This window comes from Porphyrobacter sp. HT-58-2 (genome assembly GCF_002952215.1).
Taxonomy (GTDB): domain Bacteria; phylum Pseudomonadota; class Alphaproteobacteria; order Sphingomonadales; family Sphingomonadaceae; genus Erythrobacter.
Window position 1 is genome coordinate 2163145 of sequence record NZ_CP022600.1, and the last position, 21569, is coordinate 2184713.

Below are 21569 nucleotides of genomic sequence, written 5' to 3' on the forward strand. Positions count from 1 at the left end.
AAGGGGCTTTGGCGGGCAACGGTTCATCTGCGCGCGTGTTCCGCCCGAAATGGTGTTGGCTTAGCTGATACTCAAGCCGCCATCGACCGGCAGGCACTGCCCGGTGATGTAATCGGAGTGCGACGAGGCAAGGAATACCGCCAGCCCTTCCAGCCCTGCGTGATCACCGGGGCGGCGCAGCGGAATGCGCTTGGCCATCCATTCGCCGAACCGGGGATCGGCCTTGGCAGTGATGTCGGTCTCGTAATAGCCGAAAAGCAGGGCATTGGCGGTGATCTGGTAGCGCGCGAGTTCAAACGCTGCCGCGCGGGTCAGACCGTTCAGCGCGGCTTTGGAGGCGGCGTAATCGGAACTGCGGTTGACCCCCATGATCGACTGTCCGGATGAGGTGGCAATCAGCTTGCCGCCGGGATCCCCGGCCTTGGCGCGGGCGATCATGTGACGGCTGACATGCTTGTAGAGGAGCGCCGCCCCGCGCGTGTTGACGGCCATGGTGCGATCCCAGCCGTCCGCCGTGATGTCCGGGATCGCGGTGCCAGCGCCTGAAACTCCGGCATTGGCAAAGCATGCGTCAATGCGGTCGAAGGCGCGCAGGGTCTGTTCCAGTGCAGTCTCGATACTGCCTTCTTCGCCAATGTCGCAGGTCAGCGCCAGCACGTCCCCGGCGCCATGCGTGCGCAACTCTTCGACGGCAGCAGCGTTCTTTTCCGGATTGCGCGCCAGGATCGCGACATGGGCGCCCGCTTTCGCGAGGCCACGTGCCATGGCAAGGCCAAGGCCGCCATTGCCGCCGGTAATCAGGGCCACGCGGCCAGTCAGATCGAACAGGTTCATGGCTGTTCAAGTGGCGCAAAGCCGCGCATCCCGCAAGATGCGCGGGAACCGCGCCCGACCCCAGGTTTTGACGCGGCATGGACGGACAAAACTCGCTTTCACCTGCCGCGCGCCTGCTTGGCTATGCCGGGCTGTTGCCCCAGATGCTCTGCATCGCCTTGATCCTGATGGGCCACGAATACCGCTACTCGGCGCTGGCGGGCGGCTATGCCTATGCGGCAGCGATTTTCAGCTTTCTTGGCGGCGTATGGTGGGGGCAGGCGGTCACCGGCGGGCGCGCGACCACCGGCGCCTATGTGCTGGCCGTGATGCCCAGCCTGATCGCGGTGGCGCTGTTCCTGCCATGGACCTTCGGTTGGGAATGGCCCGGCCCGGCGCTGTTCTATCTCGGGGCGCTGATCCTCGGGTCGCCGCTGATCGACCGGGCGCTGGGCTTTGCACAGGCCGATTTCCTGCGGCTGCGCTGGCACTTGTCGCTGGGGTTGGGCGGGCTGACGATTGCCTTGGGAATGCTGGCCGGACAGGTGATCTGAGCGCCTGCTGCGCCTATGCGCCATTGCGATCTTTGCGATGAATTAACCAAGCGAGCCTAGGGAGAAGCTTGGCTTTTCCTTTGGAAACACGCGCACAATGATCCGATCGCTTAACTCACTGGCCGGGAAAATCCGGCGCGCGCTCGGCCCGTCCGGCAAGAAAACTGCTGTTCTCAAAGGAGAATTGCAGGGCCAACCCGGGGGCGCATTGCTTCGCAAGAAGCGCGTGAGGATCGCAGTGCTGGCGATTGTATTTGGGCTGGTTTCTGGCTCCATTGATTTGCCGCTTCCCGTTGAGGATCTTTACCGCGCGGCGCGTGCGCAGCTTCGTTCGCGGCCGGCCCCGCAGGATATAGCCTTCATTGCGATTGACGACCGGACACTTGCCAGTTTCGGAGGTAAGGTTCCGGGCCGTGAGTATGACAGCCGCGTTGTCGAAACACTGTTCGAACGGGGGGTGACGCGCGTGACCTTCGACCGCGCGCACGCTGATCCTGAAAGTCCGGCCGCCGATGCGATTTTCGCCGACACGCTCGCCCGCCACAAGGGTAAGGTTTGGCTTGGCTTTTCGCCAACGGTGCAGATCGGGATGCAGCAGATCGAGGAAATCGTGCCGCTTCCAGCCTTTCGCCAACATGCTGGTATGGCGGCAATGAACGGCTATGGTGCGCCGTTCGGCCTGTCGGTCAGCTTCGGCACACAGGTTGATCTGGGTGACGAAGCGCACCCGTCGCTCTCTGCCGTTCTTGCCGAGTACAGTGGGGAGCGCATCAAGTATCGGCCTGATTATGCCTTTGACCCCAGCACCATACCCGCTTTCAGTTACATCGATATCCTGAACGGAAAGGTGCGCGAAAGCGAGCTGCAGGGAAAGAAGGTCATCATCGGGGAAGCATTCCTCAGGTCGACCGATTTCTATCTTGTGCCCTTCAGTTCAGAGAGGCTGGTTCCCGGAGCCTATTTCCATATCATGGGTGCGCATACGCTGGAGCGTTCTGTTCCGCGCGATTTCGGTTGGGTTCCAGCCATGCTGCTGGCCGCCTTTGCGATAATCTGGCAGGTTATGGAGCGATCGCGCAAAGTTTCGTCGATGGGCCTCGTGATATCGGGATTGCTGGCCTTTCCGATCCTGCTCGACGAATTCGGAATCAACATCGACGTCATGTCCGCGGTGGTCGCGCTGACAGGGGCCTGGATCGCATTCTACCTGCTTAATCGCAAGTATTTCAGCAGCGAAGCCAACGCCATGACAACCTCGGCGATCAGCTCCGACAAGCCGAGCTTTGAACGGGATGTCTTTGCGCTCAAGATCGCCAATCTCGCCGAATTGTCGGAGGATTGGTCGGCGCGCGAGACTGGGGACTTCGTCAACACGCTGATCGGCTATGTTCAGGGACCGGGCGAGGTCGGTGATGTCGCCTTCGAACGCGACATGCTGGTTTGGCTTTCGCCGCGGATGGAGATTGATGATCTGGAGCGCCATGCCGATGGTCTGGCACTGATGCTGAGGACAGCGATCAACCATGACTGGCAATCCACCAATGGTGCTCCTGCACTTGGGATCGATACCAATCACGATTTGCCGGTCGGCTTGCGGATCAAGAAGGCGATGCAGGCGGCGGACGAGGCCGCCAGCCGAGGTGTACGCTTCATTGTCAATGATGCAGCCCATCTGGAGGCCCGCAATCACCGCCTCGGCCTCATCCGCGTGCTCGAAAAGGGACTGCGTGATCGCTATATCGGCGTTGCCTATCAGCCCAAGGTCGATCTTGCTTCGGGACGGATCGTCGGCGCGGAAACGTTGATCCGCTGGCAGCCCGATGGCCGTGAATTCGTCAATCCGCAGGACCTCGTGCTTGCTGCCGAGGCCGCTGATCTGATCAACGATCTGACTCTGGTGGTGATGGAAACCGCGCTGGTCGACGGCAAACAGGCCATTACCCTTGATCCGCGCTTCAAGCTGGCGGTCAACATGTCGGCCAAGAGCCTGTCAGACACGCACCTGCTCTTCGACATCATGACGATGCTGGGTCGGCACGATTTCCCGCCTGAAAACCTTACGCTCGAACTGACAGAGACCGCGAAGCTCGACGATCAGCGAATCGCTCCGCAGGTGGCAGCGCTCAAGCAGCGCGGCATCGGCCTGTCGATCGACGATTTCGGAACGGGGCAATCGAACCTCGAATACATCGAGACCTTGCCGAGCTCCGAGCTCAAGATCGACAAGCGATTCGTTCAGCACATGGCGAGTTCCGAAGAAAGCCGCGCAGTGGTGCGCGCCACGATCGAGATCGCCCATTCGCTCGGCAAGGTGGTGGTCGCTGAAGGGGTGGAGGATCTGGAGACGGCCGCCGCCCTGCGCGAACTCGGCTGCGATCAGGCGCAGGGCTATCTGTTCTCGGCCGCCATATCGATGCCCGAACTGATCAAGGCGATGGGAGGCAAGCGAGCCATAATTAACTCTTGATTAGGGTTAATAATGTGTTAAACCTTTCAGTGCGTTTTCGCATTGCAAGGAGCATTGTCATGATCTGGGAAGGTTGGGACTGGATCTTCGGCGGTCGCTAAGCTGAGATCGAGATTCACAAAGAAAGCCCCGGGAAACCGGGGCTTTTTTCTTGTCTGCAGGATGGATGCCGGGGCCGGGGATTCCCACATTTTGCCCCGCGCGTTGGCGGCGTATGGTTAACGGTCTTGCCGCCAGTCAAAGCTGCACGAACCCATCACGAAGGACGTCGCGTTAACCCGTTCAAGCGATTTCTTGGCAAAATGGCGCGACCGCAGCCTTACGCAAAATTGGTCGGGGAGAGAGGATTCGAACCTCCGGCCCCTGCCTCCCGAAGACAGTGCTCTACCAGGCTGAGCTACTCCCCGACCGTGTCGGCTCCGCAGAGGCAAAATCCCCGTGCGGATCGAGGCAAGGCGCGCCCTATAGGTGTGGATGAGCACAGTGGCAAGCGGGCAAATGCGGCGTATAGTCGCAGCCATGGCTAGCGCAGCGAATCCCCTTTCCGTCAGCGGCAAACTTCACCCTGAACAGCAATATCTCGATCTGATGCGGCAGATCTGGGAGAGCGGGAGCGAGCGGGTCGACCGCACTGGCGTCGGCACGCGTTCGGTGTGCGGTGCGACGCTGCGATTCGATCTGGCGGGCGGGGCAATGCCGCTGCTCACCACCAAGCGGGTCTACTGGAAGACCGCGACGCGCGAGTTGCTGTGGTTCCTGACCGGTGAAACCAATATCCGCCCGCTGGTGCTGCAGGGTGTGAAGATCTGGAACGAATGGCCGCACGCGAAATATGTCCGCGAGAGCGGTGATCCGATCAGCCTTGACGATTTCGTGCAGCGAATCGCCGAGGACGAAGGTTTCGCCGCCCGTTGGGGCGATCTGGGGCCGGTCTACGGCAAGCAGTGGGTTGACTGGCCGACCTACCGCTATCGCCCGGACGGTCTGTACGAGAAGGGTGAAGGCATCAATCAGGTCGCGGCCGTGATCGAATCGCTGCGCACCAATCCGGGCAGCCGCCGCCACATCATCGAAGGCTGGAACGTCGCCGAGCTTGATCGCATGGCCCTGCCGCCGTGCCACAAGACCTACCAGTTCCATGTCGCGGGCGAGGGCGAGAGCGCGCGGCTCAACTGCCTGCTCTACCAGCGTAGCTGCGATGTTGCGCTGGGCCTGCCGTTCAACCTTTGGTCGGCCGCGCTGCTCACCGCGATGATCGCGCAGCAGGTGGGGATGCAGCCGGGCGAACTCGTTTGGATGGGCGGAGACGTGCATCTCTATCTCAATCATGCGCATCTGATCGAGGAACAGCTTGCCCGTCAGCCGCAGGGCCACCCGCGTCTGGAGATCACCCGGCACCCGGAAACAATTTTCGACTACCGGATCGAGGATTTCCTGGTGCATGATTACGCGCCGCTACCGCCGATCAGCGCCCCTGTTGCGGTTTAGCCCAGAGCCCTCTGCCGCGCTTGACCGCACCCTGCCGTTGAAATAAAAATACGTATGCAAGCAATGATTGCACCCGCCACCCGATAACCGGCTGCGGGCTGCCATACAGGGGAGAGCGCGCGACATGGCCGATCCAGCGACACCGGGGGCCAGGGCTGGTGACAGCAATCGCCCGGCGCTTACGCTGCACGTGCCTGAGCCGAAGTACCGGCCCGGCGATCAGGCGGATTTTTCGCATATTGATATTGGCGCCCCGGGTGACCAGCCGCGCCCGGATGAAAGCATCCACCCCTCACAGATGGCTGGACTGGCCTATGGCCTAGTTCGTGTGCTGGGTGATGACAATCAGGCCCATGGGCCCTGGAACCCGCGGCTCGATCCCGAAACGCTGCGCCAGATGCTCGGCCACATGGCGATGGTACGGGCGTTCGATGAACGCATGTTCCGCGGGCAAAGGCAGGGCAAGACCAGCTTCTACATGAAGTGCACCGGCGAGGAGGCGACCTCGATCGCGCCCGCCATGGCGCTGGCTAGCGATGACATGATTTTTCCCAGCTATCGCCAGCAGGGCATTCTGATCGCGCGCGGATACCCGCTGATCGAGATGATCAACCAGATCTATTCGAACAAGGCCGACAAGCTGAAGGGCCGCCAGCTGCCGATCATGTATTCGAGCCGCGAACACAGCTTTTTCTCGATTTCGGGCAACCTTGCAACGCAATGCCCGCAAGCCGTGGGCTGGGCGATGGCGAGCGCGATCAAGGGCGACAGCCGGATCGCGGCGAGCTGGGTGGGCGAGGGCTCGACCGCCGAGGGCGATTTCCACTCCGCCTGCACCTTTGCCGCGGTCTACAACGCGCCCGTCATTCTCAACGTCGTCAACAACCAGTGGGCGATTTCGAGCTTTTCGGGGTTTGCCGGAGCCGAGCGCACCACCTTTGCCGCGCGAGGCCTCGGCTATGGCATTGCGGCCCTGCGGGTCGACGGCAATGATGCGCTTGCCTGCTATGCCGCGACCGAATGGGCGGCCAACCGGGCTCGCGGCAATCATGGCCCCACGCTGATCGAATACTTCACCTATCGCGCCGAGGGCCACTCCACCTCCGACGATCCCTCGGGTTACCGTAGCGCGCAGGAGCGCGAGGAATGGCCGCTGGGCGATCCGGTCACGCGGCTCAAGAACCACCTCATCGCGATCGGCGAGTGGGACGAGGAGCGCCACGCCGCGATGGACCTCGAATGTGCCGAGACAGTCAAGGCCACCACCAAGGAGGCCGAGAAGAACGGTATCCTCGGCCATGGCCTCCACCACCCGTTCCACACCATGTTCGAGGATGTCTACGAGGAGCTACCCTGGCACCTCGAAGAACAGGCAGAGCAGGCGATCCGCGAACGCATCACCAAGTTCGGCACGGAAAGGCCCTTCGGATGAGCGAGGAAACCGAAATCGTGACCGAAGCGACTTCCGAACGCCGCCTCAACATGATCGAGGCGATCAACGAAGCGCTCGACATCATGCTGGAGCGCGATCCCGATGTGATCATCATGGGCGAGGATGTCGGCTATTTCGGCGGCGTGTTCCGCGCCACGGCTGGCCTTCAGGCCAAGCACGGCAAGACCCGGGTGTTCGACACGCCGATCTCCGAATGCGGGATCATCGGCGTGGCCGTGGGGATGGGGGCCTACGGCCTGCGCCCTGTGCCGGAAATCCAGTTCGCCGATTACATCTATCCCGGCCTCGACCAGCTGATCTCCGAAGCCGCGCGCCTGCGTTACCGCTCTGCGGGCGATTACATCGCGCCGCTGACCGTGCGCTCGCCCTTCGGCGGGGGGATCTTCGGCGGCCAGACGCACAGCCAGTCGCCCGAGGCGCTGTTCACCCATGTCTCGGGCCTCAAGACCGTGATCCCCTCCACGCCCCACGATGCCAAGGGGCTGCTGATTTCGGCGATCGAAGACAATGATCCCGTGATCTTCTTCGAGCCCAAGCGCATCTATAACGGGCCGTTTTCGGGCTATTACGACAAGCCGGTCGAGCCGTGGAAGAAGCACGCCGATAGCGTGGTGCCCGAGGGCTATTACAAGGTGCCGCTCGGCAAGGCACGCATCGTGCAGGAAGGTGAGGCGCTGACCGTGCTGGCCTATGGCACGATGGTCCACGTGGCCGAAGCGGTGTGCAAGGCCAAGGGCGTCGATGCCGAAATCCTCGACCTGCGCACGCTGGTGCCGCTCGACATCAAGGCGATCGAGGCCTCGGTCGCAAAGACCGGGCGCTGCCTGATCGTCCACGAAGCAACCCGCACCTCCGGCTTCGGCGCGGAACTCTCGGCGCTCGTCACCGAACGCTGCTTCTACCACCTCGAAGCGCCAGTGGAACGCGTCACCGGCTTCGACACGCCCTATCCCCACAGCCTCGAATGGGCCTATTTCCCCGGCCCCGTCCGCATCGGCGAGGCGATCGACAAGCTTCTCAAGGACTGACCCGATGGCCAAGTTCATTTTCAAGATGCCCGACGTGGGCGAAGGCGTGGCCGAGGCGGAAGTCGTCGAATGGCACATCAAGGTCGGCGACCGGGTCGAGGAGGATCAGCACCTTGTCGACGTGATGACCGACAAGGCCACCATCGACATCGAAAGCCCTGTGGCGGGGACGGTGGTCGAAGTGGCGGGCGAAGTCGGCGATGTGATCGCGATTGGTTCGATGCTGCTGGTGATCGAGGTTGAAGGCGAGGTCTCTGAAGAACAGGCCGAGGCTGCTGCCGAGCAGATCGAAGACGAGATGTCGGATGCGGACGAGGCGGAGGAGGCAGTTGCGCCTGAACCCGTTCGTGCTGAGCCTGTGGAAGCCCCCGCTTCGCCTGCGCCCGCGCCTGCTCCGGTGGTCGTTGCGCACAAGGTTCTCGCCAGCCCCGCCGTGCGCCAGCGCGCGCGCGATCTCGGGATCGATCTGGCAGAGGTAAAGCCCGCCGAGGATGGCCGGGTGCGTCACGGCGATCTTGATGCGTTTCTCGCCTATAACGTCGGCAGCGGTTTTGGCGCCGCGGGCAAGGCACGAGCGGACGAAACCATCAAGGTCATTGGCCTGCGCAAGCGCATCGCTCAGAACATGGCGGCGGCCAAACGTCACATTCCGCACTTTACCTATGTCGAGGAATGCGACGTCACCGATCTCGAAACCCTGCGCGCGCAATTGAACGCTGGCCGGGGCGAGCGGCCCAAGCTCACCATGCTCCCCCTGCTGATCCGGGCGATCTGCAAGGCGTTGCCCGACTACCCGATGATCAACGCGCGCTATGACGACGAGGCGGGCGTGGTGACGCGCTATGGCAGCGTGCATCTCGGCATGGCGGCGCAGACCGATTCGGGCCTGATGGTGCCGGTGATTCGCGACGCACAGGCGAAGAACCTGTGGCAACTTGCCAGGGAGATCGGCCGCCTGGCCGAGGGCGCGCGCAGCGGCAAGGCGACTTCGGAGGAACTCTCCGGCTCGACGTTGACGATTACTTCGCTCGGGCCGCTCGGCGGGGTTGCGACCACGCCGGTGATCAACCGGCCAGAGGTGGCGATCATCGGCCCCAACCGCATCGTCGAGCGTCCGATGTTCGTTTCCGACGGCATGGGCGGCGAGCGAATCGCCAAACGCAAGCTGATGAACATCTCGATTTCCTGCGATCACCGCGTGGTAGACGGACACGACGCGGCAAGCTTCGTGCAGGCCATCAAGCGGCTGATCGAAACGCCTGCTCTGTTGCTGGTCGACTAGGCGAAAAATTTGCGCCGGGGGCGGTGACAGGGGCGTTGACAGCCCGCTGCACCGGCCCTAATGGCGCTGCTCCACGAGCGGGACGGCAGCGCCGGAACACTCGGTCAGGACAAGATGCGCGGGTGTAGCTCAGTCGGTTAGAGCGCCGGCCTGTCACGCCGGAGGTCGCGGGTTCGAGCCCCGTCACTCGCGCCACTTGTCCAACGGAACGCCCTTAAGGGCATTGGCAAAGGCGGGCGTCAGTCCGCCTTTTCTTTTTCCGGTTCCGGCGCGTTCCAGCGGCCCGTCTCCATCCAGATCAGAAATCGCTTGAGCGGCAGCAGCCAGACGAGGCCAAGCACGACATAGACGACGGTTTGTGCGCCGCCCGACCAGCTGCCGATGATGCCGGGCGCATAGCGGGCGATCACCACGCCATAGATGATCAGCAGGACGAACAGGCCGACGATGCCGAAGGGGATTCGCCAGGTGGGGGTCTCGCGCATTACAGGGTTCCGTAAATCCGGGTGGGGGTGACGACTGCATCGAGCGTAATGTCATGCGGTTCGGTCGGCAGGGCCTCGCAGGCTTGCGCGTCCCATGCCAGCCCAACGGCGAGAGTGGGGCGATGTTCCGCCAGCCAGCGATCATAATGCCCGCCGCCTTGCCCCAGTCGCGCGCCCCCGGCGGTGAAGCCCACCAGCGGGACGAACAGGACATCTGGCACCAGCGGCTCGGCGTCGGGCCCGGGCTGGAGGATGCGGTTGGGGCCGGGGGCAAGGTCGCTGTCTGTGTGCGGATCGCTGTAACGCGCAAAGGCCATCGGCGCATCGGGTGCGGCAAAACGCGGGAGGGCAATTCTATGTCCGGCTTCGTGAAAGAAGCGCGCATAGCCGCCGGTCGGTGCTTCGTAGGGCCCCGCGTGATAGAGACCGATCACCGCCTCATCCCCGATCCGCGCGAGCAGCGGCGCAGGCGGGCGATGGAACAACAGCCCGCGGATGTTGTCTGGCAGCGCCTCGACATGAGCGCGGCGTGCGGCGCGGAGCTGTTTGCGAAGTTCGGTTTTGGCGGGGTCGGTCATTACACCCTTAGCGGTAGGCTACGGCCCACGGGGCCGCAAGGGCGACCGCCCGCCCGCAGCGGGCGCAGCTTGCTGCGCGTCTAGCGAGGATCGCAGCCCGGACGGGCTGCGAAAAGCAAAAAACGGCCCACGGGGCCGCAAGGGCGACCGCCCGCCCGCAGGGGTGGCCCTGAAAGGGCCGGGCCCCCGGAGGAAAGCCAAGCGCGCGGATGCGCGCGCCGGCGCTTGAGGCCAACAAATAGAGTGGCGGAACCACCATGGGTCGTTTGCGCTAGAAATCCTCTGACGCGTGGTACGTCAGGTGGGCGCCGTATACCCAAGCCTTCCGGACGAACCAGCAGGCGAGGGCAGGGACAACTCCCATTTGGATTACTTATAGCCTCAGGGATATTCAATCGGCTCGTGCCGGGCAGTCCCGCCGCCCTGCTATTTAGGCGCTGAAGATGGCGGCTTCAAGCTCGGCCGCACTTGCTTCGGCACGGGTGGCAAGGGCTTCAAGGCGATCGGCCAGGTCGGACGGCGCGCTGGGAGCTGCGACCGGGTCACCGAACAGGTCGATCTGCGGCGCTGATGGTGAGGGCGAAGGCCGCTTCGCGGCCTCCCGCGCGGCGGCAAGATCTGCTTCAAGAGCGACGATGGCGCTACGCAGAGCCTCAACTGCTTCAGCATCGGCCGGATCGGTGGACGGGGCTGTTGGTGCGGACTGCGCGGCTTCTGCGAGGCGCTTCCTTGCCTCGGTCAGTTCATCGGCGAGAAACAGCGCGGCAAACAGCAGGTTCTGCGCTTCCAGCGGCGCGCGCGACGTTCCCAGCTGCGCATATTTCTCGGCAATGATTGCGCCGAGTGCAGCAACATGTGCTTCCTCGCCATCGGCGCAGGCCACCGTGTAGCTTTTCGGGCCGATGGTCAGCGTGACAGTGCTCATCGCGCGCTATTCCTCGAGGCGGGCCAGCAGATCGTCAAGTTCACGCAGACTGTCAGAGACTTGCTCGCGCAACTTTTCATGGGCGTTGACCAGTTCCACCACCCGTGCCGATCCGCCCGATGATCGCGCCTCGACATCCGGGAGGGCAACCCGCGCGGCATCGATCCGCGCCATGGCGGCCTCGATGCGTCCAAGTGCGCTTGCAATGCGATCTGCGCTCATGAGCGCGTTCGATACCAACAGAAGCCTTCACACGCAAAGCCTTGGGGCGGGCTGTTGATAAGTGACACGCACTTCGCGCCGTTCCAACGGGTTGCAGGCTGCGCACGCAAGGTTGACCTCCCCCTTGGCCTCGGCAATGGCACGCCCACCGTAACCGGGGCCGAATCGCGCGCGATGGCGCGGCGGCTCCCGCAGGAGAATTGCGTGCCGATGAGCCTTGATGCCGCCCGCCTCCAGCCGATGGCCAATGCCATCCGCGCCCTGTCGATGGACGCGGTCGAAGCCGCCAATTCGGGACACCCGGGGATGCCGATGGGCATGGCCGACGTCGCAACCGTGCTGTTCACGCAGCATCTGAAGTTTGATCCCAGCGCGCCGCACTGGGCCGATCGCGACCGCTTCGTGCTGTCTGCGGGGCATGGCTCTATGCTGATCTACAGCCTTCTGTACCTCACGGGCTATGCCGCGCCGACGATTGATGACATCCGCAACTTCCGGCAGCTTTCCAGTCCCTGTGCCGGCCACCCGGAAAACTTCCTGCTCGACGGGGTGGAATGCACCACCGGCCCGCTGGGCCAGGGGATCGCGATGGCGGTCGGCATGGCTATGGCCGAGCGGCACCTGAATGCCGTGTTCGGTGACGATCTGGTCAACCACCGCACCTGGGTGATCGCGGGCGACGGCTGCCTGATGGAGGGCATCAACCACGAAGCGATCGGGCTGGCGGGGCATCTAGGCCTTGGTCATCTCAACGTGCTGTGGGACGACAACCGCATCACCATCGACGGCGCGACCGATCTGTCGACCTCGGAGGACATCAAGGCCCGTTATGCCGCGACCGGGTGGCACGTCACCGAGTGTGACGGCCATGACTTCGCCGATATCGACCGGGCGCTGGCTGAGGCGAAGGCCGATCCGCGCCCCTCGCTTGTCGCCTGCCGTACGCTGATCGGCAAGGGCGCCCCCAACAAGCAGGGTACCAGTGCCACCCACGGCTCGCCGCTGGGCGCTGCCGAAGTCGCCGCCGCGCGCGAGGCGCTGGGCTGGACGGCTGCACCGTTCGAAATTCCGTCCGAGATCCTCGCTGACTGGCACATGGCGGGTGAGCCGGGCCGCCGCGCGCACGGCACCTGGGCGGGCCATCTCGAAGCCAGCCCCCGCAAGGCCGAGTTCGAACGCCGCATGGCAGGCGGCTTGCCCGAAGGCTTCAGCCTCGATGCGCACATCGACGCGCTGCTCGCCAATCCGCAGAAAATCGCCACCCGCAAGGCGAGCGAAATCGCGCTTGCCGCGATCAACCCGCAGCTGCCCGACACCATCGGTGGCAGCGCCGACCTGACGGGATCGAACAACACCCTGGCGGGCGGGATCGGCACCTTTGCGAAGGACGATTATTCCGGCCGCTACGTCTATTACGGCATCCGCGAATTCGGCATGGCCGCGGCGATGAACGGCATGGCGCTGCATGGCGGCGTGATTCCCTATGGCGGCACCTTTCTCGTCTTTACGGACTATGCCCGCGGCGCGATCCGTTTGTCGGCGCTCCAGCATTGCCGCGTGGTCTATGTGATGACCCATGATTCCATCGGGCTTGGCGAGGACGGGCCGACCCACCAGCCGGTCGAGCATCTCGCCTCGCTGCGGGCGATGCCGAACCTGTTGGTGATGCGTCCGGCCGATGCAGTCGAGACGGCCGAGTGCTGGCAGATTGCGCTGGAGCAGAAGGATCGCCCGACGGTGCTGGCGCTGACCCGCCAGAACCTGCCGCAGCTGCGGCTTGAAGCGGGCGAGAACCTCTCGGCCAAGGGTGGCTACCGGCTCAAGGCCGCCGAAGCCTCGCGCAAGGTCGTGCTGCTCGCCACCGGATCGGAAGTGGAGCTGGCGATGGCTTGCGCTGCGCAGCTGGAAGGGCAGGGCGTGGGGGCGGACGTCGTGTCGATGGTCTGTACCGAACTGTTCGACGAGCAGCCCGCGGACTACCGCGCCGACCTGCTGCCACAGGACGCGCTGATCGTTTCGGTAGAGGCGGCGAGCACCTTTGGCTGGCAGCGCTACACCGGCACCACCGGCCTCAATATCGGGATCGACAGCTTCGGCGCTTCGGCCCCGGCGGGCGATCTGTTCGCCCATTTTGGTTTCGCAGCGGATAAAATTGTTCCGCAAATCCTGAACAAATTGAACGCTTAAGCAGGAGAACCTCTCATGGCCACCAAAGTTGCCATCAATGGCTTTGGCCGCATCGGCCGCCTTGTCGCTCGCGCTATCCTAGAGCGGACCGACCACGATCTCGATCTCGTCGCGATCAACGACCTTGCCGATGCCAAGGCCAATGCTCTGCTGTTTGCGCATGACTCGATCCACGGGCGCTTCAATGGGGATGTGACCGCCGATGGCGATGCGATCATCGTCAATGGCAAGCGCATCGCCGTGACCAAGGAGCGCGATCCCGCCAATCTGCCGCACGCGGCAATGGGCGTTGATATCGTGCTGGAATGCACTGGCTTCTTCCAGTCGGACGAAGCGAGCCGGCCCCATCTGGCCGCCGGGGCCAAGCGCGTGCTGATTTCTGCGCCTGCAACCGGTGTTTCCAAGACCATCGTCTATGGGGTGAACCACGAAACCCTGACGGCTGAGGACGTGATCATCTCCAACGCGAGCTGTACCACCAACTGCCTTGCGCCGGTCGCCAAGGTGCTGAACGACGTGATCGGGATCGAACGCGGGTTCATGACCACGATCCATAGCTACACCAACGACCAGCGTATGCTCGACCAGATCCACTCCGATCTGCGCCGCGCCCGTGCAGGCGCGCAGAACATGATCCCGACCACCACTGGCGCCGCGCGTGCGGTGGGTCTGGTGCTGCCCGAACTGAAGGGCAAGCTCGATGGTTCGTCGGTCCGCGTGCCGACCCCCAATGTCTCCATGGTCGATCTCGTCTTCGTGCCGAGCCGCGATACCACCGCGGAGGAAATCAACGCGGCCCTCAAGGCCGCAGCGGAAGGCGCCATGAAGGGTGTGCTCGACTATACCGACCAGCCGCTGGTTTCGAGCGATTTCAATCACTACCCGGCGTCTTCTACCGTCGATTCGCTGGAAACCAGCGTGATGGAAGGCAAGCTCGCCCGCGTGGTCAGCTGGTATGACAATGAATGGGGCTTCTCCAACCGGATGATCGACACCGCCGGGGTGATGGCGAAGTTTCTTTAAAACTCCCGACAGCACCGTTCGTGTCGAGCGAAGTCGAGACACTGCCCGACGCGAACGGTTCTCGAAGGCTATACTGGGGCCACCCGCCTGATGGTCGGGCGGTGGGCTCGAACCGAACGGATATGTTGGCCGATGAGCTTCAAGACCCTCGATGATCTCCCCGCCGATCTGACCGGCGAAGTTGCGCTGGTGCGCGTCGATCTCAACCTGCCGATGAAGGATGGCTCGGCCACCGACGTCACCCGGGTCGAGGCGGTGAAGCCGACCATCCTCGAACTGGCCGCGCGCGGGGCCAAGGTGCTGCTGCTGGCCCATTTCGGGCGGCCGGGCGGGCAGCGGTCTTCGGTGCTTTCGACCAGCATGGTGATCGGCGATGTCGAGCGGGTGCTGGGCAAGGAAGTGATGTTCATCCCCGAAATCGCTGGGCCGGTGGTCGATCAGGCGGTGGAGACTATCCTGCGGGCAGGGGATGTGGCTTTGCTGGACAACACGCGCTTTTGGCCGGGCGAGGAGGCGAACGACCCCAATCTGGCGCAGGCGATTGCCGCCCACGGTACGCTCTATGTCAATGATGCCTTCAGCGCTGCGCACCGCGCCCACGCGACGACCGAGGGCCTGGCGCATGTCCTTCCGTCCTATGCGGGCCGCTCGATGGAAGCGGAACTCAAGGCGCTGGATGCGGCGCTCGGCAATCCCGAGCAACCCGTGGCGGCGGTGGTCGGCGGGGCCAAGGTTTCGACCAAGCTGGCCGTGCTGGAAAACCTTGTGGGCAAGGTGCAGCACCTGATTATCGGCGGCGGCATGGCCAACACGTTCCTCGCGGCAAGGGGCGTCGATGTGGGCAAGAGCCTGTGCGAGCATGATCTTGCGCCCACGGTGGCAAAGATCATGGACGAGGCCGACCACGCTGGCTGCACTGTCCACCTGCCCTATGATGTCGTTGTGGCCAAGGAATTCGCCGCAAACCCTGCATCCTTGCGGGTCTGCAACGTCCACGAAGTCGCCGCCGACGAGATGATCCTCGACCTCGGCCCGCAGGCGGTCGAAGCGCTCGCCGATGTGCTCAAGACCTGTCGCACGCTGGTGTGGAATGGCCCGCTGGGCGCCTTCGAGACCGAGCCCTTCGATGCGGCGACCGTGGCACTGGCGCGCACGGCGGCGGCGCTGACGCTCGAAGGTTCGCTCACCAGCGTGGCGGGCGGCGGGGATACGGTCGCGGCGCTCGCCCATGCGGGGGCTTCCGAAGATTTCACCTATATTTCAACTGCTGGCGGGGCGTTCCTCGAATGGATGGAGGGCCGCGTCCTGCCCGGTGTTGCGGCTCTCGAAGGTCTGGATGGCTGATACTGCAGTCGAAGTCGAAGCCCTCGCCCTTGGCGTGATGCGCGCCTGGGTGGCGGGCGATGGCAAGGCGCTGAAAAAGGTGCTGGCACGCGATTTCATGATGATGGTCGGCACGCACCCGCCGCAGTTGCTCGACAAGCCGAGCTTTCTGGCGGCGCAGGAACGCGGGTTTCAATGCAGCCGCTTTGCCTTGCGCGAGGTGTTTGTTCGCCAGCATGGCAAGGCGGCATGGCTTGTCGCCGGTGCGGAACTGGAATTGCAGCTTGGCGGCAAGCCGTGGCACGGCGCGTTCCTGATGACCGACCTGTGGCGCTGCGGGACGATCAGCGGGTGGAAGCTGGCAGAGCGCAGCCTCGCCCGGCTCGACAGCGACGACAGCCTCGCCCCAGCCGTGGCGCGCCTGCAATTATGGACATGACAGCATGAGCGAAGCGGTAGAGACGAGTTACGGGCAGCTCAGCGTCATGGAGACGGGCGAATTTGCCGGTTGGCGATATTGGCAGGGGGACCCTTATGAGACGCGCTCCGGCCCGTTCTACTATCGCCGCGAGGAAGATGGCACCTATGTCAGCGCCTTCCGCGCCGAGCCGCGCCACATGAACGGCGGCGGCTTCATGCATGGCGGCTGCATGATGACCTTCGCCGATTTTGCGCTGTTCGCGATCGCCACCGATGTTCTTGATGGTGACCACGCGGTCACGCTCAACCTGTCGGGCGATTTCCTCGGCCCTATCGCCAGCGGCGCGCTGGTCGAGGCGCGCGGCGAGGTGACGCGGGGCGGGGGCAAGACGATCTTCGTGCGCGGGCTGGTGACCGGCGACGGCTCGCCTGCGCTGAGCTTCACCGGCATCATCCGCCGGCTTGCGAAACGCTGATTGCTGGCTGTTGGCCTTCGCGGTTGCAGCACCGCCGGCGACTGGCTAAGGGCGCGCGCGTGAGGCTTTTGCATAGGTATGCAGAGGCCATCGGAACATGGCCACGACAACAGGGGAAACCAGCGCAATGAACACCCGTGAAATGACCGACCGCATCGCCACCGGACAGGGGTTCATCGCTGCGCTTGACCAGTCGGGCGGCTCGACCCCCAAGGCGCTGCGCGGTTATGGGGTGGACGATTCCGAGTGGTCGGGTGACGAGGAAATGTTCGCCCAGATCCATGCGATGCGCGCCCGCGTCATCACGAGCCCCTGCTTTTCCAGCGGCAAGGTGATCGGCGCGATCCTGTTCGAGAAGACCATGGATGGCGAAGTCGACGGCAAGCCCACCGCTGATGCGCTCAAGGATCGCGGGATCGTCCCCTTCATCAAGGTCGACGAAGGCCTCGCTGACGAAGCGGACGGCGTGCAGCTGATGAAGCCGATGGTGAAGCTCGCCGCGCTGCTAGAAAAGTCGGTCGCCAAGGGCATGTTCGGCACCAAGATGCGCTCGGTCATCAAGGCGGCGAACCCCGCCGGGATCGCCGCCGTGGTCGCCCAGCAGTTCGAGGTGGGCGCGCAGATCACCGCCGCAGGCCTGATGCCGATCATCGAGCCTGAATATGACATCACCGCCGAGGACCGCGCCGAGGGCGAGGCGATCCTGCTCGCAGAGATCGTGAAGCACCTCGACGCTCTGCCCGAGGGTCAGCAGGTCATGCTCAAGCTCTCGATCCCCGCCACCCCCGGCCTCTACACGCCACTGGTGAACCACCCCAAGGTGCTGCGCGTGGTTGCGCTGTCGGGCGGCTTTTCCACCGACGATGCCTGCGCCCGCCTTGCCCAGAACCCCGGCATGATCGCCAGCTTCAGCCGCGGTCTGCTGCAGGACCTGCGCAAGCAGCAGAGCGACGCCGAGTTCGACGCTGCGCTCGGCAAGGCCATCGACCAGATTGCCAGCGCCAGCGTCTGAGCGCGTGACAGCCGGGGCGTGAGCGGTTAGCGAGCCGCGCCATGAACGACACACAGCTCTATCTGATCTCGCCGCTGGATGTTGGCGGCGAATTTCCCGCCCGGCTCGAACGTGCGCTGGCGGCGGGCGCGCGGCGGCACGGCGATCTTGTCACGGCGTTCCAGTTCCGGGTGAAGGGGATAGACCAGCACGAGGCCGCCCGCCTCGCCGCGCCGCTGCAAGCCATCTGCGCCGCGCATGACGTGGCCTTCATCGTCAATGATTCGGTCGCGCTCGCCAAGCGGTTGAAGGCCGACGGGGTGCATCTCGGGCAGGGCGACGGCTCACCCAAGGACGCCCGCGCCGAACTGGGCCGCGAGGCGCAGATCGGCGTCACCTGTCACGCCTCGCGGCACCTGGCGATGGAAGCGGGCGAGGCGGGGGCGGATTACGTGGCCTTTGGAGCCTTCTATCCCTCGACCACCAAGGACAAGGGTGATGCGGAACGCCCACTCCCCGAACTGCTCCAGTGGTGGACACAGCTGTTCGAAATCCCCTGCGTCGCCATCGGGGGCATCACGCCGGAAAACTGCAAGCCGCTGGTCGAGGCGGGCGCGGATTTCCTCGCCGTCAGCCATGCCGTGTGGGGCGGGGACGAGGTTGCCGCGATCGAGGCTTTTGCCAAGGTGATGCGGGGCGCGTAAGGCCCGTGCGGCTCAATTGGCCTTCAACGCATCGCGCACGAAGGGGTTGAGATCACTCGGCAGGAAATGGCCGACAACGGTCACCGCGCCGCCCTCCGCCAGCCGCACCAGTACCACCTCGCCTTCGGACAGCTGCACACCGGTCAGCTGGTGGATCATTCCCCCATGGCCGACAAGGGCGATATTGGTTCCTGGCAGGCCAGGGGCAAGTTCAACCAACAGTTCGCGCATTTCCGCCGAGGCGACCGCGAGATTGCGCGCTCCGTCCGGGTCCTGATGCAGCATCCGCCGGTCAGTTTCATAGCCAACGCCGAACATCCCGCGCGCGGTTTCGGTGGCGCGGCACATCGGGCTGGCGATAACCCTGCCGACGGGGATTTCCAGCGCCCGGAACACCACACCCGATTCCGCCGCACCTGCCGTTCCCGCGACCGAAAGGTTGCGCTGCGCCCGGCAATCTGTGTCAGAGCGCGAATAGTCGTCTTCGCGAGAGGGCAGTTCGGTGCGTTCGTGCCGGATCAGCATCACAAGACCGCCCTGCCGCATCGCCGCGATCATGTCGCGGAAAGCATCCAGCGGAACGCCTGCCAGTGGCTTGCCATCGCGTCCGGTGACAGGCTGGGCCTCGGCCGCATGAAACGGCCCGGCGGCCAGCACCATGGCGGCAAACAGAAGAGCGAAGCGGCTAAGCAAGGCAGGCAAAAGGAAGCGAGATTTCACAGGACAAACCCTCTTTCGGACAGGTCGGCACAAACAGTCTCTGACGTGACGCCAAACCCGCTGGCGGGCAAGCCTTGATCGCGCCTCAGTTGCCGCTGCCAACCCGTGTGCAGATCAGCTTGCTGAGGCTCCCGTCGCTGTTCAGCTTCTGCAACGTATTCTCGCCCAGCACCCTGAAGCGTTCGTCCTTCTTCGGACCACGGGTAAAAATCACCTCGCGCCCGCGCATGAGGTAGATGCCAGAGCCCGCCGGACTTTCGTAGCTCGAGGCGGTGCCGATGCGGAAGGCTTCTTCCGGTACCTCGATAAAGGTCTCGCCCCCGGCATCGCCGGGCAGGGCGCATTGCCAGTTGCCGTGCCGCAGAATGCCGAGCATCCCGCTGGTCGCACTGCCTTGCGGGCGCGACGCGTTGCGGTCTTGTCCCTTGGCACTGCCGGGCAGCAGCGCAGCGGCAGCAGCGGCGCTCATGAGAAGAAGAAAGACATAGCGGGTCTTCATGGCGGAGCCTCTATCAGCCCGTGCCGCCCCGCGCCACGTCATTAAGCATCATTCGGCATCCTTTGCGCCCGCTTGCCCAGCGATGCGCTATCGGCTATCGGCGCGCATCCTTTCAGGCGCGGCGCTGTATCGGCTGCCCGCCTGCTCGCTCTTTCCATCTCGTAAAAAGGCCCACAGCCATGAAGATCAGCGGCGTCGATATTCGCCCCGGCAATATCCTCGAATATGAAGGCGGCATCTGGAAGGTCGCCAAGATCCAGCACACCCAACCCGGCAAGGGCGGGGCCTATATGCAGGTCGAGATGAAGAACCTGCAGGATGGTCGCAAGACCAACGTGCGCTTCCGCAGCGCCGACACGGTGGAGCGCGTGCGGCTTGATACGAAGGACTTCCAGTTCCTCTATGCCGAGGGCGATGATCTGGTGTTCATGGACAATGACACCTACGAGCAGATCACCCTGCCGGGCGACCTGCTGGGCGACGCGCGCCCCTTCCTTCAGGACGGGATGCAGGTCGCGCTTGAGCTGTGGGACGAAAAGCCGATCAGCGTCGAACTGCCTGCGCAGGTCGAAGCCACCATCGTCGAGGCCGACGCCGTGGTGAAGGGGCAGACCGCCTCGTCCAGCTACAAGCCCGCGATCCTCGACAACGGCGTGCGCATCATGGTTCCGCCGCACATCGGCAGCGGCACCCGCATCATCGTCGACGTCTACGAGCAGGCCTACGTCGGCAAGGCGGGCTGAGTCGCCTGAACCCGTTCGTGTCGAGCGAAGTCGAGACACCTTAGCGCCGTTACCCAAGCCTCTCGACTGCGCTCGAGGCGAACGGCAGAGAGTATTGCAATGGCAGCTATATCCGGCCTCATCCGCGTCATGGAACGCGCCGCGCGCAAGGCGGGCGGGCGTTTGCGGCGCGATTTCGGCGAAGTCGAACACCTTCAGGTCAGCCGGAAAGGCCCGGCCGATTTCGTCAGCAAGGCCGATATGCGCGCCGAGCGCACGATCTATGACGAACTGACCGCCGCCCGTCCGGGCTGGGGCTTCGTGATGGAAGAGGCGGGCGTGATCGAGGGCGATCCGGGGATGCCGCGCTGGATCGTCGATCCCTTGGATGGGACCAGCAATTTCCTCCACGGCATCCCGCATTTCGCCATTTCCATCGCCGCGCAGGAACCGCGCCCCGATGGCAAGGGCTGGGGCGATGTCGTCGCCGGCGTGGTCTATCAGCCGATCACCGATCAGACCTTCTGGGCCGAAAAGTCGCGCGGCGCATGGCTCCACGATGCGCGGCTGCGTGTCTCGTCGCGCTCACGCTTGACCGATGCCCTGGTGGCGACAGGCGTGCCGTTCTTCGGCCACGGCGACTTTGCCGAATGGAGCAAGATTTTCGGTGCGATCGGGCCTGAGGTTGCCGGAATCCGCCGCTTCGGTGCGGCCAGTCTCGATCTCGCTTACGTCGCGCAGGGCCGGTTCGACGGGTTCTGGGAAAGCGGGCTTTCGGATTGGGACACGGCCGCAGGCTGCCTGCTGGTGCGCGAGGCGGGCGGGTTCGTTTCCGACTTCCGGGGGCGGTCTGAACAGATTCACTCGGCACAGGTGCTCGCCGCAAACGATGCGCTGCACTCCAAGCTGCACAAGCTGCTGGCAGGGGCGCTTCGCTAAGGGCTGACCGGGGTCTCGCGCGGGGTTGACCCCCACTTGCCCCCCTTCAGACCTCCTTTAGGCCCCCCTCAAATGCAGTGTTTCGCGTGAAACATTTGCCAGAGCGAGTGGCTCTCGCTAACAGCGCGGTTCTTCCGCTCTGGTTGCCCCTGTGGTGGAATTGGTAGACGCGACCGACTCAAAATCGGTTATCGAAAGATGTGCCAGTTCGAGTCTGGCCAGGGGCACCAACATTCCCGCAGCATAACAAACCGCTTGCCCGCTCCCCGC

General features: G+C 64.0%; 22 protein-coding genes, 3 tRNA genes and 1 other RNA gene. 17 read left to right on the forward strand and 9 right to left on the reverse strand.

Going from position 1 to position 21569, the window contains the following annotated elements; translation table 11 throughout:
- Positions 1–60: 60 nt before the first annotated feature.
- Positions 61–834 carry an SDR family NAD(P)-dependent oxidoreductase gene (locus CHX26_RS10150; RefSeq protein ID WP_104942262.1) on the reverse strand — a complete coding sequence of 258 codons (774 nt, stop codon included), beginning with the start codon at positions 832–834 and terminating at the stop codon, positions 61–63.
- A 77-nt stretch (positions 835–911) separates the two neighbouring features.
- On the opposite strand from CHX26_RS10150, the gene CHX26_RS10155 reads away from it, so the two are divergent.
- Complete coding sequence (locus tag CHX26_RS10155; protein WP_104942263.1) at positions 912–1367, forward strand: DUF3429 domain-containing protein; 456 nt, start codon at positions 912–914, stop codon at positions 1365–1367.
- Positions 1368–1464: 97 nt separating this feature from the next.
- Positions 1465–3834: an EAL domain-containing protein gene (locus CHX26_RS10160; protein ID WP_104942264.1), complete on the forward strand. Its 2370-nt coding sequence runs from the start codon at positions 1465–1467 to the stop codon at positions 3832–3834.
- 330 nt (positions 3835–4164) lie between these two features.
- Here the strand turns inward: CHX26_RS10160 and CHX26_RS10165 are convergent.
- Positions 4165–4241 (reverse strand) — tRNA-Pro (locus CHX26_RS10165).
- 112 nt (positions 4242–4353) lie between these two features.
- Here CHX26_RS10165 and thyA point away from each other — a divergent pair.
- From thyA to CHX26_RS10190, 5 genes are all read left to right on the forward strand, one after another.
- Positions 4354–5322 (forward strand): thymidylate synthase, encoded by a 969-nt coding sequence (gene thyA / locus CHX26_RS10170; RefSeq protein WP_104942265.1) that lies wholly within the window; start codon positions 4354–4356, stop codon positions 5320–5322.
- Between the two features lie 124 nt (positions 5323–5446).
- Entirely contained in the window at positions 5447–6754 is a 1308-nt protein-coding gene (locus CHX26_RS10175) for a thiamine pyrophosphate-dependent enzyme (protein WP_104942266.1), read from the forward strand.
- On the forward strand, positions 6751–7803 hold the full coding sequence (locus CHX26_RS10180; RefSeq protein ID WP_104942267.1) for an alpha-ketoacid dehydrogenase subunit beta: 1053 nt from the start codon (positions 6751–6753) through the stop codon (positions 7801–7803). The genes CHX26_RS10175 and CHX26_RS10180 overlap by 4 nt, the downstream gene beginning before the upstream one ends.
- 4 nt (positions 7804–7807) lie before the next feature.
- Entirely contained in the window at positions 7808–9085 is a 1278-nt protein-coding gene (locus CHX26_RS10185) for a dihydrolipoamide acetyltransferase family protein (RefSeq protein WP_104942268.1), read from the forward strand.
- A 118-nt stretch (positions 9086–9203) separates the two neighbouring features.
- Positions 9204–9280: transfer RNA gene (locus CHX26_RS10190), tRNA-Asp, on the forward strand.
- Positions 9281–9324: 44 nt separating this feature from the next.
- Here the strand turns inward: CHX26_RS10190 and CHX26_RS10195 are convergent.
- The 5 genes from CHX26_RS10195 to CHX26_RS10215 form a co-directional block, all read right to left on the reverse strand.
- Complete coding sequence (locus CHX26_RS10195; RefSeq protein ID WP_104942269.1) at positions 9325–9570, reverse strand: DUF2842 domain-containing protein; 246 nt, start codon at positions 9568–9570, stop codon at positions 9325–9327.
- On the reverse strand, positions 9570–10148 hold the full coding sequence (locus tag CHX26_RS10200) for a 5-formyltetrahydrofolate cyclo-ligase (protein WP_104942270.1): 579 nt from the start codon (positions 10146–10148) through the stop codon (positions 9570–9572). Before CHX26_RS10200 ends, CHX26_RS10195 begins: the two co-directional genes overlap by 1 nt.
- 245 nt (positions 10149–10393) lie before the next feature.
- Positions 10394–10567: non-coding RNA, 6S RNA (gene ssrS / locus CHX26_RS10205), on the reverse strand.
- An 11-nt stretch (positions 10568–10578) separates the two neighbouring features.
- Positions 10579–11073 carry a cell division protein ZapA gene (zapA, locus tag CHX26_RS10210; protein WP_104942271.1) on the reverse strand — a complete coding sequence of 165 codons (495 nt, stop codon included), beginning with the start codon at positions 11071–11073 and terminating at the stop codon, positions 10579–10581.
- A gap of 6 nt (positions 11074–11079) precedes the next feature.
- Positions 11080–11295 carry a hypothetical protein gene (locus CHX26_RS10215; RefSeq protein ID WP_104942272.1) on the reverse strand — a complete coding sequence of 72 codons (216 nt, stop codon included), beginning with the start codon at positions 11293–11295 and terminating at the stop codon, positions 11080–11082.
- A 210-nt stretch (positions 11296–11505) separates the two neighbouring features.
- Here CHX26_RS10215 and tkt point away from each other — a divergent pair, with 210 nt between their 5' ends.
- The 7 genes from tkt (at position 11506) to thiE (ending at position 18419) form a co-directional block, all read left to right on the forward strand.
- On the forward strand, positions 11506–13482 hold the full coding sequence (tkt, locus tag CHX26_RS10220) for a transketolase (protein WP_104943373.1): 1977 nt from the start codon (positions 11506–11508) through the stop codon (positions 13480–13482).
- Positions 13483–13497: 15 nt separating this feature from the next.
- Positions 13498–14505, forward strand: coding sequence for a type I glyceraldehyde-3-phosphate dehydrogenase (gene gap, locus CHX26_RS10225; RefSeq protein WP_104942273.1), 1008 nt, complete (start codon positions 13498–13500; stop codon positions 14503–14505).
- A gap of 132 nt (positions 14506–14637) precedes the next feature.
- The gene (locus CHX26_RS10230; protein WP_104942274.1) at positions 14638–15849 is read left to right on the forward strand and encodes a phosphoglycerate kinase; all 1212 of its coding nucleotides are present in this window, start codon (positions 14638–14640) and stop codon (positions 15847–15849) included.
- Entirely contained in the window at positions 15842–16267 is a 426-nt protein-coding gene (locus CHX26_RS10235) for a nuclear transport factor 2 family protein (protein ID WP_172449784.1), read from the forward strand. Before CHX26_RS10230 ends, CHX26_RS10235 begins: the two co-directional genes overlap by 8 nt.
- 4 nt (positions 16268–16271) lie before the next feature.
- Complete coding sequence (locus CHX26_RS10240) at positions 16272–16724, forward strand: PaaI family thioesterase (protein ID WP_104942276.1); 453 nt, start codon at positions 16272–16274, stop codon at positions 16722–16724.
- Positions 16725–16851: 127 nt separating this feature from the next.
- Positions 16852–17736 (forward strand): fructose bisphosphate aldolase, encoded by an 885-nt coding sequence (locus CHX26_RS10245; protein ID WP_104943374.1) that lies wholly within the window; start codon positions 16852–16854, stop codon positions 17734–17736.
- Between the two features lie 41 nt (positions 17737–17777).
- Entirely contained in the window at positions 17778–18419 is a 642-nt protein-coding gene (gene thiE / locus CHX26_RS10250; protein WP_104942277.1) for a thiamine phosphate synthase, read from the forward strand.
- A gap of 12 nt (positions 18420–18431) precedes the next feature.
- Here the strand turns inward: thiE and CHX26_RS10255 are convergent, their stop codons facing one another.
- A complete protein-coding gene (locus CHX26_RS10255; protein ID WP_146107716.1) occupies positions 18432–19139 on the reverse strand; it encodes a hypothetical protein in 708 nt (235 codons plus the stop codon).
- Positions 19140–19224: 85 nt separating this feature from the next.
- Complete coding sequence (locus tag CHX26_RS10260) at positions 19225–19638, reverse strand: elongation factor P (protein ID WP_104942279.1); 414 nt, start codon at positions 19636–19638, stop codon at positions 19225–19227.
- Between the two features lie 179 nt (positions 19639–19817).
- On the opposite strand from CHX26_RS10260, the gene efp reads away from it, so the two are divergent.
- From efp to CHX26_RS10275, 3 genes are all read left to right on the forward strand, one after another.
- The gene (gene efp, locus CHX26_RS10265; RefSeq protein ID WP_066527865.1) at positions 19818–20381 is read left to right on the forward strand and encodes an elongation factor P; all 564 of its coding nucleotides are present in this window, start codon (positions 19818–19820) and stop codon (positions 20379–20381) included.
- A gap of 99 nt (positions 20382–20480) precedes the next feature.
- The gene (locus tag CHX26_RS10270; RefSeq protein ID WP_104942280.1) at positions 20481–21299 is read left to right on the forward strand and encodes an inositol monophosphatase family protein; all 819 of its coding nucleotides are present in this window, start codon (positions 20481–20483) and stop codon (positions 21297–21299) included.
- Positions 21300–21444: 145 nt separating this feature from the next.
- Positions 21445–21529: transfer RNA gene (locus CHX26_RS10275), tRNA-Leu, on the forward strand.
- Positions 21530–21569: the final 40 nt, after the last annotated feature.